Source organism: Pantoea sp. X-Soil-OKNW-556 (assembly GCF_059730695.1).
This window is the reverse complement of record NZ_AP035990.1, coordinates 1,047,326-1,063,174: the sequence shown is the minus strand read 5'-3', so window position 1 is coordinate 1,063,174 and position 15,849 is coordinate 1,047,326. Positions and strand designations below refer to the sequence as shown.

The window sequence follows — 15,849 nt, the reverse complement described above, 5'->3', positions numbered from 1 at the left end:
ATTTGCTTAAACTTTCCACAGCGCGGGAGATATCCGCGCATAACCGAGGTTTAAGATGCACAAAAGGCGCGATTTACGCGCCTGTTTGCACAAGTTTACAGCATCACCACACCTGATTTGCGATGTCGACCACCAGGCGGATTTTCTGCCACTGCTGATCTTCGCTCAGGCTATTGCCCTCTTCTGTTGAGGCAAAGCCGCACTGCGGGCTGAGGCAAATCTGATCCAGGCTGACGAATTGTGCCGCTTCCTGCAAACGTGCCTTCACCTGGGCCGGGTCTTCCAGCTCACCGGTTTTGGTGGTAATCAGGCCCAGTACCACCTGCTGATGGCCCGGCTTGATAAAGCGCAGTGGCTCGAAACCACCAGAGCGCTCGTTGTCATATTCGAGGAAGAAGGCATCGATATTTACCCCGCCAAACAACACCTCAGCCACCGGCTCGTAGCCGCCTTCGGAGATCCAGGTGGAACGGAAATTACCACGACACACATGCAGGCCGACGGTCAGATCTGCCGGTTTACCTTCCAGCGCAGTATTCAGCACCTGAGCGTAGATACGCGCCAGTTCTTGCGGATCTTCACCACGTTCGCGGATCTGCTGCTGCTGATCGGTGGAACACAGATAGGCCCAGACGGTATCGTCCAGTTGCAGATAACGGCAGCCAGCCGCGTAAAACGCCTGAATGGCATCTTTGTAGGTTTGAGCCAGATCGGCGAAGTACTCTTTCAGATCCGGGTAAACGTTGGCGTCGATCACTTTGCGACCACCACGGAAATGCAGCACGCTCGGGCTGGGAATGGTCATCTTCGGCACTGCGTCACCGGCAATGCTTTGCAGGAAGCGGAAGTGCTCCAGCATCGGGTGGTTCGGGTTAAACGCCACTTTGCCGGTCACTTTCACGCCACGCGCTTTCGTCTGCACGCCATTAAATTGAATGCCCTGCTCCGCTTCGTAACGCTCGACGCCAATCAGATCATCAAAGAAGTCGAAGTGCCACCAGGCACGGCGAAATTCACCATCGGTAACCACTTTAAGACCGTTGGCACGCTGCTGCTCCACCACATGACGGATAGCGTCATCTTCGACCTGACGCAGCGCGGCGGCATCAATTTCACCCTTAGCAAACTGCTCGCGTGCCTGTTTGATAGCGGCGGGACGCAGAAAACTGCCGACGGTATCGGCGCGGAACGGGGCGGTTACTCGTTGCATGATCACTCCTGGCTAAAGCCGTAAACGCATGGTTGCGTCAGGTAATAATTTCACCTGGTTATCTTTGGCCATCTGGATGGCTATATGGCCAAGAAGAGTGACATGTTGAACGGATTTGGGCAAACGAAGAAAATTCAGGTGACATGAATAAAATTCATGTTGCGATGTTCGTTCTTCAATTTTCCTCAATGGAGGCACGCGCCTGCGCCATCTGACTCTCAGACAACGGCAGATATCCCGCCTCACTAACCCGACGCTGCCCCTGGGGTGACAGCACCTGATGCAGAAATGCCGAAACCAACGGCGGCAACGGTTTCCCGGGCGCTTTATTGACGTAGATATATAGCGGGCGCGACCACGGATAGCGGCCGCTACGGATAGAATCGGCATCCGGCATCACGCTTTCACCGCTATTGGTGACCACCGGCAGCGTCTTCACCCCACTGAGATGAAAGCCAAAGCTGGCGTAACCAATGCTGTTGGGCGTCGCTGCCACCGCCTGCACCACCGCCGCCGATCCGGGAAACTCCGCCACATCAGCACGGAAGTCGCCCTTGCACAGCACCTGCTGCTTGAAGAAGCCCCAGGTGCCGGACGCGGAGTTACGTCCGTAGCGTTGGATGCTACGCGTGGCCCAATGTGGATCGGTCAGACCGACATCCCCCCAGCGCTGCGGCACCTGCTGCGCACCGCACAGACGCGTTACTGAAAACAGCGCATCAAGCTGCTGTGGCGCAATTTGCTTCAGCGGATTGTCCTGATTGACCACCACCACCAGCGCATCCATTGCCACCGGCACCGCCAGCGGAGGATAGCCATAGCGCGCGATAAACAGTTGGCGCTCATCGACCTGCATCGGGCGGCTCATCGCGCCAAGCTGGGCAGCACCCGCCGCCAGCGCAGTGGGTGCCGTTGATGAACCCGCCGCCTGTACCTGCACATTCACCCCCGGTGACTGACGGCTGAAATCCTCGCCCCACAACGTCATCAGATAACCGAGGGTATCAGAACCGACACTGCTCAGATTGCCCGCCAGCATGGTTTGTTGCCCCTGCGCCAGCACAGAGAACGACAGCAAAATGAACAGCAGCAACGATTTCATGCAGGGATTCCACGTAGCGGCGCGATTTATCGCGCAGTCTTTTGAGCGATTTATCGCGCAGTTTTTTGGTGTTCCAATTGAACGGCGCGCGATAAATCGTGCCGCTACGGGGAAATCAGAACGCTTATTGCGCCACATTCTCCCGTATCTGGCTGGCGACGATCAACCGTGACGGCAGGATAAAGCTGAAACACGTTTCCTGATGCGGCACGCTGGTGATTTCCAGCCGGGCGTTGTGGTGACCGAGGGCATGCTTAACAATCGCCAGCCCAAGGCCGCTGCCACCGGTAGCGCGCGAACGCGCTTTATCCACCCGGTAGAAACGTTCGGTCAAACGTGGCAGATGTTCCGGGCTGATCCCTGGCCCGTTATCGCACACCTTAAACTCGGCACCTTGTTTATTACGTAGCCAGCTGATATCAATGCGCGTCCCTTCCGGCGTATGGTTGACCGCGTTATACACCAGGTTGGAGATGGCGCTGCGCAACTGTTCATCATTACCCAGTACTTTGAGATGCGGATCGGTGTGAAAATGGATCTCATGACGCCCCTGGCTCAAAGTTTCCGCTTCGCGCTGGAGCAGCAACAGCATGGTCGGCACATCTACCGTCTCTTTCATATCGAGGGCGGGAGCAGCTTCAATGCGCGACAGCGTCAGCAGTTGCTTCACCAGGCTATCCATACGTCGTGTTTGCTCCGTCATGGTTTGCAACGCTTTGCTGCGTGAACGTTCGTTCATCACCGAATCGTTCATCATCTCCAGATAGCCTTGCAACACCGTCAGCGGGGTACGCAACTCATGGCTGACGTTGGCGAAGAAGTTACGTCGCGCGCCCTCCAGTTGATGCATTTGCGTCACATCACGCGCCACCATCAGCCACTGCCCTTCGCTATAGGGCATCACGCGAAACTCCATATGACGTTGATTATTCAGCACCAACGTCAGCGGCTTATTAAAGTCACGCTGGCGGATATAGCGGGAGAATTCAGGATAGCGCAGCAAGTTGAGGATGTTCTGACCATTGTCTTCCGGCCAACGCAGGCCGAGATGCTGTTGCGCCAGGCCGTTACACCAGAAAATGATACCCTCTTCGGTGGTCAGCACCACCGCATCCGGCAGCGATTCCGCACCGCTGCGAAAGCGTTTGATCAGGTTGCCCAGCTCGCGACGACGACGACGGTTACGCAACTGCATTTGATACAGCCCGTAAAACAGCGGTTCCCAGCTGGCGCGTCCACCGGGCGGCGTCATGGATCGATCAACCCATAACCAATGGGAGAGTCGCATCAGGTTCCAGAAATGCCACAACAGCAAACCCAAGACCGCGATCAGCAGCAGCCAGGGGAGATAGCCAAATACCAGACCTAAAATCAGTGCCGGCAGACAGACCAGCACCAGTTCGGTCAATAATCTCTTCCAGGAGAGTCGTTCCAGCACGGTAAAGACTCCGTTTAGTAGCGAGCAGAGAAACGATACCCTGTTCCGCGTACGGTTTGTACCATGCGATCGTGGCCGGAGACCTCCAGCGCTTTACGTAAACGACGGATATGCACATCGACAGTACGATCTTCGACATACACATTGGTGCCCCAGACATGGTTCAGCAGTTGTTCGCGGCTGTAAACGCGTTCCGGGTGCGTCATAAAGAAGTGCAGCAATTTGTACTCAGTCGGTCCCATCTCCAGCGGCGTGGCTTCGGACATCACGCGATGTGATGACGGGTCGAGGCTCAGTCCCTGCATCTCAATCACCTCTTCCACCGCCATCGGCGAAATACGCCGCATCACCGCTTTGATACGCGCCATCAACTCTTTCGGGGAGAACGGTTTGGTGATGTAATCGTCAGCGCCCACTTCCAGACCGCGTACACGATCTTCTTCTTCGCCACGCGCCGTCAGCATCATCACCGGAATATCGCGCGTCATGGCTTCACGTTTCAGGTGCTTGATAAACTGGATACCGCTACCGCCGGGTAACATCCAGTCCAGCAAAATCAAATCCGGCCAGGGTTCGATGAGCTTCCCTACTGCGCTGTCATAATCTTCCGCCTCAATCGGCTGGTAATCGTTCTGTTCCAGCACGAAACATAACATTTCACGGATGGGAGCTTCGTCTTCCACAACCAAAATGCGCTTAGCCATTATTACTCCTGCTGATATGACGGCTGTCACTGGGATTTGCGGCGTCATTATGCGTCAGTTTTATGACACTTTTATGAAAAACCCAACCCTGGAAATTTAGTGGAAAAACAGAAATGTGACAGCCGTGAGGCGTTTTTTTTGCTTTCGTGGTGAAGTCGTTATAATTCCCCATCGCTTTTTCTGGCAGGGAGCATCCATGCGCATCATCCATACGGCAGACTGGCATCTGGGCCAGTTCTTTTACAGCAAAAGTCGCGCTGCTGAACATCAGGCATTTCTCGACTGGCTGCGCCAGCAGATTGACCAGCATCAGGTGGATGCGCTGATTATCGCCGGTGACCTGTTTGATACCGGCTCACCGCCAAGCTATGCGCGTGAAATGTTTAACCGCTTCGTGGTGGCGTTGCAGGCCAGCCGCTGCCAGTTGATCGTTCTGGCAGGGAACCACGATTCGGTGGCAACGCTCAATGAATCACGCGAACTGCTTGCCTGCCTCAACACGCAGGTGATCACCAGCGCTACGCCGCAGGGCGAGCAGCAGATGCTGACCCTGAAGCAGCGCGACGGTACGCCAGGCGCGCTGCTGTGCGCCATCCCTTATCTGCGCCCGCGCGATATTTTGCGCAGCCAGGCCGGACAGTCCGGGCGGGAAAAACAGCTGTCGCTGCTGGAAGCCATCGAACAACATTATCAGCACTGCTTTGCCGCCGCAGAGGCGCAGCGCGCAGCACTCGGGGGCAAACTGCCGATTATCGCCACCGGCCATCTCACCACCGTCGGCGTAACCAAAAGCGACTCGGTGCGTGATATCTACATCGGCACCCTCGATGCCTTTCCGGCGCAGGCATTCCCTGCGGCGGATTACATCGCACTCGGCCATATTCACCGAGCACAACGCATTGCTGACAGCGATCATATTCGCTACAGCGGTTCGCCCATTCCACTCAGCTTTGATGAGTTGGGCCGCGACAAGAGCGTGTTTCTGCTGGATTTCAGCACCGGCCTTGATGCCGTGACGCCGCTGACCATCCCGCTGTTCCAGCCAATGCAGATACTGAAAGGATCGCTGGCGGATATCGAACGGCAACTGGCGCTGTTCAAAGAAAAAGAGGGCGAACTGGCGGTGTGGCTGGATATTGAAATCACCACTCAGGAGCACCTGAGCGACCTGCAACGCCGCGTGGAACAACTGACGGAAAACTTACCGGTGGAGGTGCTACTGGTACGCCGCAGTCGCGAACAGCGCAGCCGCAGCCTGGCGCGACTGGATAACGAAACCCTGAGCGAATTGCAGGTTGAAGAGGTGTTTGCGCGTCGTCTGGCGCTGGAAGAGGATCTGGATGCCGACCAGGCAGCACACCTTACGCAACTGTTTCGCACCACCCTAGCCGCGCTGGAGAACCCCTCTGCATGAAAATCCTGACGCTGCGTTTTAAAAACCTCAACGCCCTGCGCGGAGAATGGTTTATCGATTTTCGCCGTGAGCCATTTGCCAGTAACGGTTTGTTTGCCATTACCGGGGCCACCGGCGCCGGTAAAACCACCCTGCTCGACGCCATCTGTCTGGCGCTGTATCACCAGACGCCACGCCTCGGCGTGCTGTCGCAAACCCAGAACGAACTGATCACCCGGGATACCGCCGAATGCCTCGCCGAGGTGGAGTTTGAGATCAAGGGTGAAGCCTGGCGTGCCTTCTGGAGCCAGAACCGCGCCCGTGGTCAGGCCGACGGCAAATTGCAGGCTCCGCGCGTTGAGCTGGCGCGCTGTGCCGACAACCAAATTGTTGCCGACAAAGTGGGCGACAAATTAAAACTGATCGAAACCCTATCCGGTCTTGATTTCGCCCGCTTTACCCGCTCAATGATGCTGTCGCAGGGGCAATTTGCTGCCTTTTTGAATGCCAAACCTGGCGAGCGCGCCGAGCTGCTGGAGGAGCTGACCGGCACCGAGATCTACGGTCAAATCTCAATCCAGATTTTCGAGCGCTACAAAAGCGCGCGTGCCGATCTCGACACGCTGCGCGCCCGCGCCGGAGGAATGTCGTTGCTGGATGAGACGCGGCGGGCTGAGCTGGCAAGTCAGTTGGAACAACTCAATGCAGCCGAGGTCACGCTGAACCAGCAGCTCACCACTGCGCAGCAGCAACAACAGTGGCTGAGTCAGTCACAACAATTGGCTGGCGAACAGCAGCAGGCGCAACAGGCGTTGCAGGCGGCAGAAAACGCGTGGCACCAGGCCGAACCTGAACGTCAGAGGCTGGCGCGCGCCGAACCGGCGGAAAAATTACGCGATAAACTGCAACAGCGCACACAGCTGGAACAGGAAAATATCGCCCTCGCCCGGCAAATGCAGCAGGTGCAAGCGCAGCATCAACAGGCGATCCATGCCCAGCAGCAAGGTGAAGCACGTTTCCACACGGCCCAACAGGCGCGCGAGCAGGCACAGCACGCACAACAACAACTGGAAACGCTGCTGACCGAGCAGGTCATCCCACTTGATCAACACATCGCGACCCTGCAACAGCAGGTCAGCGAACAGCAGCGCCAGATAACGGCGCAACAGCAGTTGGTGCAGCAAAACAGCATCGCACTCAGCCAGCAACAACAGGAGAGTGAACGCTTACAACAACTGTGGGATGAGCAGCAACAATGGCGCACCCGCGAAGCCAGCGTCGCGGCCTGGGGCGAGCATCTGGCGCGCTGGCAATCCGACATTACCCGGCTGGATGAACGTGAGCTGGCCGTCACCCAGTTGAGCAATCAGCAACAGCAGCAACAACAGCAGCTTGACCAGCTCCAGCAAGCTTTCGCTGCCCGTCAGCAGGCGCTGCCAGCCGCGCCTCCTGCTATCGATCAGGTCCGTGATACGTTAGCGCAACATCAGGTGCAACGTGCATCGCGTCAGCAACTGACCCTGTTGACGGCGCAGTGGCGTTCACTCCAGCCACAGCAACAACAACGTCAGGCAAAACTGGATACGCTTACCCGGCACTATCAGGCGGAAGAACAGGTTTTACAGGCGCTGCGCGAGGAGTGGAAGCGTGAGAATCAGGCGATGCTTGATGTGCAGACCATATGTGACCAGGAACGCACAATCGCTCAACTGGCCGATGAACGTGCCCGCTTGCAGCCTAATCATCCTTGCCCGCTGTGTGGTTCCTGTCAGCATCCGGCCATTGAGCAATATCGCCAACTGGAACCTGGCGAGAATCAACAGCGTCTTGCGGCATTGCAAACTCGTGTTGCTCAGCTCAAAGAATCCGGCACCGCCAAAGGTGAGCAGCAACGCCTGTCATTGCTGCAACAGCAGGCGTTGCAGCAGGAACTCAGGGAAATCGGGCAGCAGCTCAGCACGCTGAGTGAGCAGTGGCAAAGCTTGACCGGTGAGCTGGCGCTCACCTTCACGCTGGAGCAGCAGGACGATGTGACCCGCTGGCAACGCGAGCAGGATCAGCAGGAAAATCAGCTACGGGAATGGCTGGAGCATCTGCAACAGCAGCAACTGGCACAGCAGCAAATTACCAGCGTGCAGCAGACGCTGAACGATCTCAACCAGCGTAGCGAAGCCGAGCGGGCTGCGTGGCAGCAACTCAGCCAACAACTGGCACAGCAACTGACCCAACATCAGCTCACCCTACCCGCGCGCGAGGCGCGTGAAGACTGGTTGAGCGCGTTGCAGCTACGCTGGCAGAAATGGCAGGAGAGTGAGCGGTTACTCACCACCCTGCAACCGCAGCTGGCGAAAGCCAACAGCGAGCACCACAACCTGCAACAGAATCTTGCGCGTGAACAGCAGCGTCTCGCGGCGTTGCAACAAACGTTCAGCACCTTGCAACAGCAATGCAGCGAACAGCAACAGCGTCGGCAGCAACTGTTTGGCGACCGCCAGGTGCAGGCCGAACGTCAGGCGCACCAGGCGGCGCTACACAAATGCGAACAGGAAGTAGCGCAGCAATTACAGGCCTGGCAGCAGGCGCAAAGCGCCGCGCACAGCCTGGACGGCCAACGCGCGCAAATCGAACAGCAGCAACAGGCACAAACCGCTCGTCTGGAGGCAGCAACCCGAGATTTCCTCAGCGCTTTGCAGCGCAGTGATTTTGCCGACGAAGCCGCACTACGCGCAGCGCTGCTTGATGCTACCGATGTTGAGCAACTGCGTCAGCGTTTACAGGCGCTGGAACAACAGCATCAACAGCACATCACCCTGAGCCAACAACTGACGCAGCGCGTCACTGCCCACCAGCAACAACGTCCGGCCGAACTGAGCGACGAACTGGCGGCAGAGATCGGCCCCCGGCTGGAAAACTTGCGCGTGGCGCTGCGCGACAACGCACGTCAACAGGGAGAGGCACAGCAGCAGCTGTCCAGCGACACGCAACTACGTGAGCAGCAGCAGGCGCTGTTGACGCAAATCAGCAGCCACGAAGCGGAACTGGTGCAATGGAGCCAACTTAACGAGTTAATCGGCTCCGCCAAAGGTGACAAATTCCGCCGTTTCGCCCAGGGGTTAACCCTTGATCACCTGGTATGGCTGGCGAACCGTCAGCTCGATCGCCTGCATGGTCGTTATCTGCTGCAACGTCGTGCCACGGATGAGCTGGAACTGGATGTGGTGGATACCTGGCAGGCCGATGCCACCCGCGACACCCGCACACTGTCCGGTGGCGAGAGTTTTCTGGTCAGCCTGGCGCTGGCGCTGGCGTTATCCGACCTCGTCAGCCACAAAACCCGCATCGAATCGCTGTTCCTTGATGAAGGCTTTGGCACGCTGGATGCCGAGACGCTCGACACCGCGCTGGACGCGCTCGATGCGTTGAACGCCAGCGGCAAAACCATTGGCGTTATCAGCCATGTGGAAGCGATGAAGGAGCGTATTCCGGTGCAGATCAGGGTACGTAAGATGAATGGTCTGGGATACAGCAAACTGGAATTGCCGTAACCGCACGGTGCGGCAAATTCTGGTTTTATCGACACCAGGATGAATGCCATAGCATTTGCAGAGTCGGTCTGTAGACTGGAAAACGGGTGCAATCCGAACTTTCGCGAAAACTATGGCACATGAATGAATTTAATTAACAAAATGGCGAGTCTGGCAGGCGGGATAGCGATGATGGTGTCGTTGAGCGCCTGTCAAAATTTTCAATCCGATCAGAAAGATGCACAAGCAAATTTGTGTCAGCCTGAAATTGCGCCGGGTAGCGTATCATGCAAATGGGCTGATGAGATGCAGCAAAAACTGGTACGGGCCTTCCACGATGCCAGCCACTATGCGGGCCAGCGTTGTCTGGTGCAACTGGAGTGGGAAAAAAGTGGACGCTATGCCGTCACCCAGACACAGGGCGATGAGCCACTGTGTCTGCGGGCCTGGCAATTGATTGGTCAATCGCAGGGATTACCGCCGCCGCCCGATCGCGGGCAGCCAGCGTGGTTTGGTTTTGCGCCGCAACAGGTCAGCTTGCCAGTCCATCTTGCCGCCACTGGCGCGGACTGATGCCGAACCAACGACGGAAGGCGCGGGAAAAGGCGCTCACCTCGGAATAACCCAGCAGCAGCGCCATTTCGGAAATCGGCAGTTGTTTCTGTTGCAGGTAATGGGTTGCCATCTCGCAACGTACCTTGTCCACCAGCGCGCTGAAGCTGATGCCCTCCTCGCGCAGACGACGCTGCAACGACCAGCTCGACAGCCCCATTTTATCGGCAATCTCTTCCAGTACCGGTTCGCCCTGGATCAGCGACAGATTGACCTGCGAGCGTGCCTGCTCCACCACGCTCTGCTGGCTGGCGCTGCTGTTAAGGCGACGGATCGCATCCTGCATCACCATCAGCAACATCGGGTCCTGCTCCGGCATTGCACGCAGCAGATCGCGTTTCGGGATCACCAAAGAGTTGAAAGGTTGATCGAACCAGACCGGGGCATCAAAGACTTTGCAGTGCTCATGCCACTGCTCCGGGCGCGGATGTTCAAAATGCACCTCACGCGGTGCCCAGTTTTTCCCCGCCACATGACGAATCAGGTTGAGAAACATGCCGAGCGTCAACTCCGCATCCTGACGCCGCGACAAAATCGCCCCGTGACGCACCTGATAGTCAAGCCGCCAGCAGTCGCCTTTATCCACCAACCGCGTCAGGGTATCGTGCTGATGCCACGGAAAAGCATTAACCACGTTATGCAGCGCCTGCTCCAGCGTCGGCGAGCACAGTCCGATGTAGCCAATCAGGCCTAATGACTGCGGTTTGAACTGCCTGCCGTAGTGCAAACCGAAGTTATCAAAACCAGAATGTCGCGCGGCCTCTTCCATCACGCGGCAATAGTTAACCAGACCAAGACTCAGGGTCGGACTGGCGAGCAGCTCGGAATCGATGCCGCTGATGCCAAAGATGCGATCCACATCGCCGCCTTTGCCGGTAATAAAGTCGCTCAGACCGGTGGCCGCTGCCGCCAGCACACCACGGTTGCTGGCGCTGGCCTGAGCCGATATGGCGCTGAACGCCTCGGACTGTCTCATCAGTGAATTCATGCTGACCTCACAGGATACGCAGGAGTGAATCGAATTACCGTATCCAGCAATTTTCGTACCAGGCGGGCAACGCAGAAAAAACGATGATCAGACGGGATAGTGAACGTGGCGAGCACCGTGACGGCGCAGCCACGCTCACTGATGGTGCATCAGGCCCCGACCGGCAGCTGACTGTTTTCCAGATAGCGACGACACAGGCGTACCGAATGATCCGCCCAGCGTGGCCCAAGACTCAACGCCATCTCGGTTTCGGCATGGGATCCCATCCACGCGGTAAGCTGGATACGGCGCTGGATCAGCAGCGTCGGTACCAGCGCCATCTCTGCATCGCTGATATGCCCCACCCGCTCATAACCCCGGATCCAGTTCTCCACCCACTCTTCGGCACGCGGATGGTGTTCCACGAAACTGATCGCTGCCGCCAGATCGTGCAAATACCAACCCAGACCGCAATCGTCAAAGTCGATCACCCGGGTTTCCCCTTTGTGCAGCAGCAGATTCGTTAAACGCAGATCGGCATGGATCAACCCGTAACGATCCGCGCCTTTGCCAAACCCCTGCAACTCCTGACCAACCCGGGCGATCGCTTGTTCCACCACCTGATGATCAGCCGGATTGAGGTTGGGGGCATCCTGCCAGCGTCCCCAGTGGCTCTGCTCGCTCACCATGGTGTGATGATCCCAAATGATGCGCTGGAAACCCTGCGGTTTCTGCCAGTTTTTGCTGTGCTGATGCAGGCGGGCAGTGATATGACCGAGCTGCTGGAAGGCTTTGGGATCGACATCGGTGGTCGGCATGTCACCCTCGATCCAGTGGAACAGCACCGCATGGCGTATTTCGCCATCGGGCAGGCGCAGGGATAACACGGTTTCGCCATCGTTGGCCGGGATCGCTTCCGGCACCATGATGCCGGTTTCGCGCAGTGCATCCAGCCACAGCAGTTCGCTGAGAATATCGGCTTTGCTGTGGTAGTCAGGACGATGCAGGCGCAGGGCGTAACGTTTCCCTCCCGCCAGCAACAGGAAAGTGGCGTTTTCGGAACGGCACAGCAATTTCAGCTCGCCCTGAAGTGCGGCAGGATAGCAGGCCAGCGCCTGTTGCGCCAGCACGGTGATTTCAGCATTTGTCAGGGTGTCGGATTGTTTGGCACTCATTCATCAGGCTCCAGGGATGACAACAGTGTTATCAGCATGGGATGACGTCGTCCTGACTGCTTGACCGCAGATGACCCAAAGTTGACCGCAGCGAGCATCTGGCACTTTTCTTGCGTCAGAGTTGACCGTGGAGGACAAAACTCACTGCGCCTGCGTCAAGTTTTCCCGTGAGAGGCAGCGGCATTATCCCCTTCACTGTAGCGCAAACGATAAACCGGCGCGGTGAATCAACCGCACTCAACAATAACGACGGGGATAAGATTATGACGAGCAAGCTCAAACCCACCCTGGGAACCCTGCATCTTTGGGGTATCGCGGTTGGCCTGGTCATTTCCGGGGAGTATTTCGGCTGGAGTTACGGCTGGGGCGTAGCAGGGACGCTGGGATTTCTCATTACCACGGCGCTGATCGCCACCATGTACACCTGTTTTATTTTTAGCTTCACCGAACTGACCACCGCGATTCCACATGCCGGTGGTCCGTTTGCATACAGCCGCCGCGCCTTTGGCGAAACCGGTGGCCTGATCGCCGGTCTGGCAACGCTGATCGAGTTTGTGTTTGCCCCTCCGGCCATTGCTATGGCGATTGGTGCTTATCTCAACGTACAGTATCCAGAACTCAACCCAAAAACCGCAGCGGTCGGTGCCTATCTGGTGTTTATGACGCTGAATATCCTTGGCGTGAAGCTGGCGGCAATGTTTGAGCTGGTAGTGACGGTGCTGGCGGTGCTGGAACTGCTGGTGTTTATGGGCGTGGTGTCTCCGGGCTTCAGCATTGCCAACTTTGCCGCCAACGGCTGGGCCGGTAGCGAGCATTTTGGTATGCCTGCGGTGTCGGGTATTTTTGCCGCGATTCCTTTTGCCATCTGGTTCTTCCTCGCCATTGAAGGCGCGGCGATGGCGGCAGAAGAAGCCAAAGATCCCAAGCGCACCATTCCGAAAGCCTATATCACCGGTATTCTGACGCTGGTGGTGCTGGCGATTGGCGTGATGCTGCTGGCGGGCGGTGCCGGTGACTGGCGCAAACTGTCCGACATTAACGACCCGCTGCCGCAGGCGATGAAGATGATCGTCGGTGAAAACTCCAACTGGATGCATATGTTGGTGTGGATTGGCCTGTTCGGTCTGGTCGCCAGCTTCCACGGCATCATCCTCGGCTATTCACGTCAGTTCTTTGCCCTGGCGCGTGCCGGTTATCTGCCACAGGGTCTGGCGAAACTGTCCCGCTTCCAGACGCCACATCGCGCCATTATCGCCGGTGGCGTGATCGGTATCGCCGCGATTTACAGCGACGGCTGGATTAACCTGCAAGGCATGAGCCTGACCGCAGCCATGATCACCATGGCGGTATTTGGCGCGATTGTGATGTATCTGATGAGCATGCTGAGCCTGTTCAAACTGCGTCGTACTGCGCCTGATCTGGAACGCAGCTTCCGCGCACCAGGTTACCCAATTGTGCCGGGCATCGCCCTGGTGCTGTCGCTGGTGTGTTTAGTGGCGATGCTGTGGTTTAACCCGGTCATTGGCGGCCTGTTTGTCGCGATTATGGTGGTGGGTTATATCTACTTCCTCGCGACCAAGGCGCAGCGCGACAACGCACCACAGGATTCGATGCTGGTCGGGGAATAAGGAAACGTAACGTAGCGGCGCGATTTATCGCGCGAGACACGAAAAAACCGCGCAATAAATTGCGCCGCTACGTCACAGCACTACATTTAGTCTTTTAAAGGCCACAGCCACGCCGCACCGCGCACGCCACTGGAATCACCATGCACCGCCTTCAACACTGGCGTTTCGCACTCACGACCAAACACCCACTGCTTCATCAACGTCGGCACGGTCTGATACAAACGATCGTTATTGCTCATCCCGCCGCCCAGCACGATCACATCGGGGTCCAATAGATTCACCACCTGCGCCAGCGATTTTGCCAGACGCATTTCATAACGGCGCATCGCCAGCTCCGCCACCGGATCCTGCTGCTCAATCAGCTTGATGATCTCCGCCCCTTTCAGCGCGTTGCCGCTCAAGCGCTGATAATCAATGGCAAATCCGGTACCGGACACAAACGTCTCGATGCAGCCCTGCAAGCCGCAATAGCACGGTACTTCCGCACGATAACGCAGCTCATCTTCGTCCATCCACGGCAGTGGATTGTGGCCCCATTCACCGGCATTGCCGTTACCGCCAATGCGTGACTCACCATTAATTGCCACCCCGGCGCCAGAACCGGTGCCAATAATCACCGCAAATACCAGCGGTTTTCCCGCACCGGCACCATCAACCGCTTCAGATACCGCCAGACAATTCGCGTCGTTGGCAATACGCACGTCACGATTCAGCGCCTGCGCCAAATCCTTATCCAACGGCTGACCATTGAGCCAGGTGGAGTTGGCATTTTTTACCCGCTGGGTATAGGGCGAAATGGTGCCCGGAATACCCAATCCCACCGTCCCCTGCTGCCCGGTCTTCTCTTCTGCCAGATGCACCAGATCAACAATCGCCTGTACCGTCGCACCATAGTCGTCACGCGGGGTATTCACGCGGTGACGAAACAATTCCTGCCCCTGAACTGAGAGTGCAATCACTTCAATTTTGGTGCCGCCTAAATCGATACCAATACGCACGTTTTATTCCTCATTATTCGTTAGGTTGAGAGACACAGTAGAGAGCCGTTGCGGTAAAGGCAATGAAACCCAGCCGATGTTTCGCTATGATGCGCGCTGACTGATAGATTTCCCCCGGTAAGGAATCCCGATGTTGTGGTTTAAAAATATGATGGTTTATCGTCTGAATCGTGACATTCCGCTGTCCGCAGACGATTTGGAAAAACAGCTCGATGCCTTCACCTTCTCACCCTGCGGTAGCCAGGATATGGCAAAAACCGGTTGGGTTTCCCCTATGGGTAACCGTAGCGAGGCGCTGACGCACGTAGTTAATGGTCAGATTGTGATCTGTGCCCGTACCGAGCAAAAAATTCTGCCTTCGCCGGTGGTAAAGCAGGCGCTGGAAGCCAAAATCGACAAGCTGGAAGCGGAACAAAGTCGCAAGCTGAAGAAGACCGAAAAGGATTCGTTGAAAGATGAAGTGCTCCACAGCTTGCTGCCACGCGCCTTTAGCCGTTTCAGCCAGACCTTTATGTGGATCGACACCGTCAACAATCTGATTATCGTTGACTGCGCCAGCGCAAAAAAAGCCGAAGATACCCTGGCACTGCTGCGCAAAAGCCTCGGTTCGCTTCCGGTGGTGCCATTAACCCTGGAAAGCCCGATTGAACTGACCCTGACCGAGTGGGTGCGTTCAGGCGAGCTGCCTGCTGGTTTCGCGCTGATGGATGAAGCCGAGCTAAAAGCACTGCTGGAAGAAGGCGGCGTGATTCGCTGTAAAAAGCAGGATCTGGTGTCGGACGAAATCGCTACCCATATCGAAGCCGGTAAAGTGGTCACCAAACTGGCGCTCGACTGGCAGGAGCGGATTCAGTTTGTTATCGCTGATGATGCGTCAGTGAAACGCCTGAAATTCAGCGATACCCTGCGTGAGCAAAATGACGATATCGATCGTGATGATTTTGCTCAGCGTTTCGATGCTGATTTTATTCTGATGACCAGTGAACTGGCGGCATTGATCAGTAATCTGGTGGAAGCTCTGGGCGGAGAAGCGCAGCGCTAACTTATTCGTAGCGGCGCGATTTATCGCGCTTGTTGTTCGCAACATTAACGTCAATG

Annotated in this window: 12 protein-coding genes; 5 read left to right on the top strand and 7 right to left on the bottom strand. The window is 56.7% G+C overall.

What is annotated here, in order from left to right; genetic code table 11:
• Nucleotides 1–103: 103 nt before the first annotated feature.
• The 4 genes from AC6I8T_RS04740 to phoB form a co-directional block, all read right to left on the bottom strand.
• Nucleotides 104–1,210: a cobalamin-independent methionine synthase II family protein gene (locus tag AC6I8T_RS04740; RefSeq protein WP_208724945.1), complete on the bottom strand. Its 1,107-nt coding sequence runs from the start codon at nucleotides 1,208–1,210 to the stop codon at nucleotides 104–106.
• A gap of 175 nt (nucleotides 1,211–1,385) precedes the next feature.
• Complete coding sequence (locus AC6I8T_RS04735; RefSeq protein ID WP_208724944.1) at nucleotides 1,386–2,312, bottom strand: PstS family phosphate ABC transporter substrate-binding protein; 927 nt, start codon at nucleotides 2,310–2,312, stop codon at nucleotides 1,386–1,388.
• 124 nt (nucleotides 2,313–2,436) lie between these two features.
• The gene (gene phoR / locus AC6I8T_RS04730; RefSeq protein ID WP_208724943.1) at nucleotides 2,437–3,750 is read right to left on the bottom strand and encodes a phosphate regulon sensor histidine kinase PhoR; all 1,314 of its coding nucleotides are present in this window, start codon (nucleotides 3,748–3,750) and stop codon (nucleotides 2,437–2,439) included.
• 14 nt (nucleotides 3,751–3,764) lie between these two features.
• Nucleotides 3,765–4,454, bottom strand: a complete 690-nt coding sequence (gene phoB, locus AC6I8T_RS04725) for a phosphate response regulator transcription factor PhoB (protein ID WP_021185878.1) — start codon at nucleotides 4,452–4,454, stop codon at nucleotides 3,765–3,767.
• 196 nt (nucleotides 4,455–4,650) lie between these two features.
• On the opposite strand from phoB, the gene sbcD reads away from it, so the two are divergent.
• The 3 genes from sbcD (at nucleotide 4,651) to AC6I8T_RS04710 (ending at nucleotide 9,944) form a co-directional block, all read left to right on the top strand.
• Nucleotides 4,651–5,868, top strand: coding sequence for an exonuclease subunit SbcD (sbcD, locus tag AC6I8T_RS04720; RefSeq protein WP_497833541.1), 1,218 nt, complete (start codon nucleotides 4,651–4,653; stop codon nucleotides 5,866–5,868).
• Nucleotides 5,865–9,392 (top strand): AAA family ATPase, encoded by a 3,528-nt coding sequence (locus AC6I8T_RS04715; protein WP_497833540.1) that lies wholly within the window; start codon nucleotides 5,865–5,867, stop codon nucleotides 9,390–9,392. The genes sbcD and AC6I8T_RS04715 overlap by 4 nt, the downstream gene beginning before the upstream one ends.
• A 123-nt stretch (nucleotides 9,393–9,515) precedes the next feature.
• Nucleotides 9,516–9,944 carry a cell envelope integrity TolA C-terminal domain-containing protein gene (locus AC6I8T_RS04710; protein WP_021185882.1) on the top strand — a complete coding sequence of 143 codons (429 nt, stop codon included), beginning with the start codon at nucleotides 9,516–9,518 and terminating at the stop codon, nucleotides 9,942–9,944.
• Here the strand turns inward: AC6I8T_RS04710 and qhpR are convergent.
• Together qhpR and AC6I8T_RS04700 are read right to left on the bottom strand one after the other, a co-directional pair.
• Nucleotides 9,904–10,959: an AraC-like transcriptional regulator QhpR gene (gene qhpR / locus AC6I8T_RS04705; protein WP_021185883.1), complete on the bottom strand. Its 1,056-nt coding sequence runs from the start codon at nucleotides 10,957–10,959 to the stop codon at nucleotides 9,904–9,906. The two genes, AC6I8T_RS04710 and qhpR, sit on opposite strands and share 41 nt — an antisense overlap.
• 161 nt (nucleotides 10,960–11,120) lie before the next feature.
• The gene (locus AC6I8T_RS04700) at nucleotides 11,121–12,125 is read right to left on the bottom strand and encodes a phosphotransferase enzyme family protein (protein WP_208724940.1); all 1,005 of its coding nucleotides are present in this window, start codon (nucleotides 12,123–12,125) and stop codon (nucleotides 11,121–11,123) included.
• A gap of 263 nt (nucleotides 12,126–12,388) precedes the next feature.
• Between AC6I8T_RS04700 and eat the strand changes: the two genes are divergently transcribed.
• Complete coding sequence (gene eat / locus AC6I8T_RS04695) at nucleotides 12,389–13,753, top strand: ethanolamine permease (RefSeq protein WP_021185885.1); 1,365 nt, start codon at nucleotides 12,389–12,391, stop codon at nucleotides 13,751–13,753.
• A gap of 86 nt (nucleotides 13,754–13,839) precedes the next feature.
• Here the strand turns inward: eat and mak are convergent, their stop codons facing one another.
• Nucleotides 13,840–14,751, bottom strand: a complete 912-nt coding sequence (mak, locus tag AC6I8T_RS04690; protein ID WP_497833539.1) for a fructokinase — start codon at nucleotides 14,749–14,751, stop codon at nucleotides 13,840–13,842.
• 130 nt (nucleotides 14,752–14,881) lie between these two features.
• On the opposite strand from mak, the gene rdgC reads away from it, so the two are divergent.
• Nucleotides 14,882–15,793 carry a recombination-associated protein RdgC gene (gene rdgC, locus AC6I8T_RS04685; protein WP_208724938.1) on the top strand — a complete coding sequence of 304 codons (912 nt, stop codon included), beginning with the start codon at nucleotides 14,882–14,884 and terminating at the stop codon, nucleotides 15,791–15,793.
• The last annotated feature ends 56 nt before the right edge of the window (nucleotides 15,794–15,849 follow it).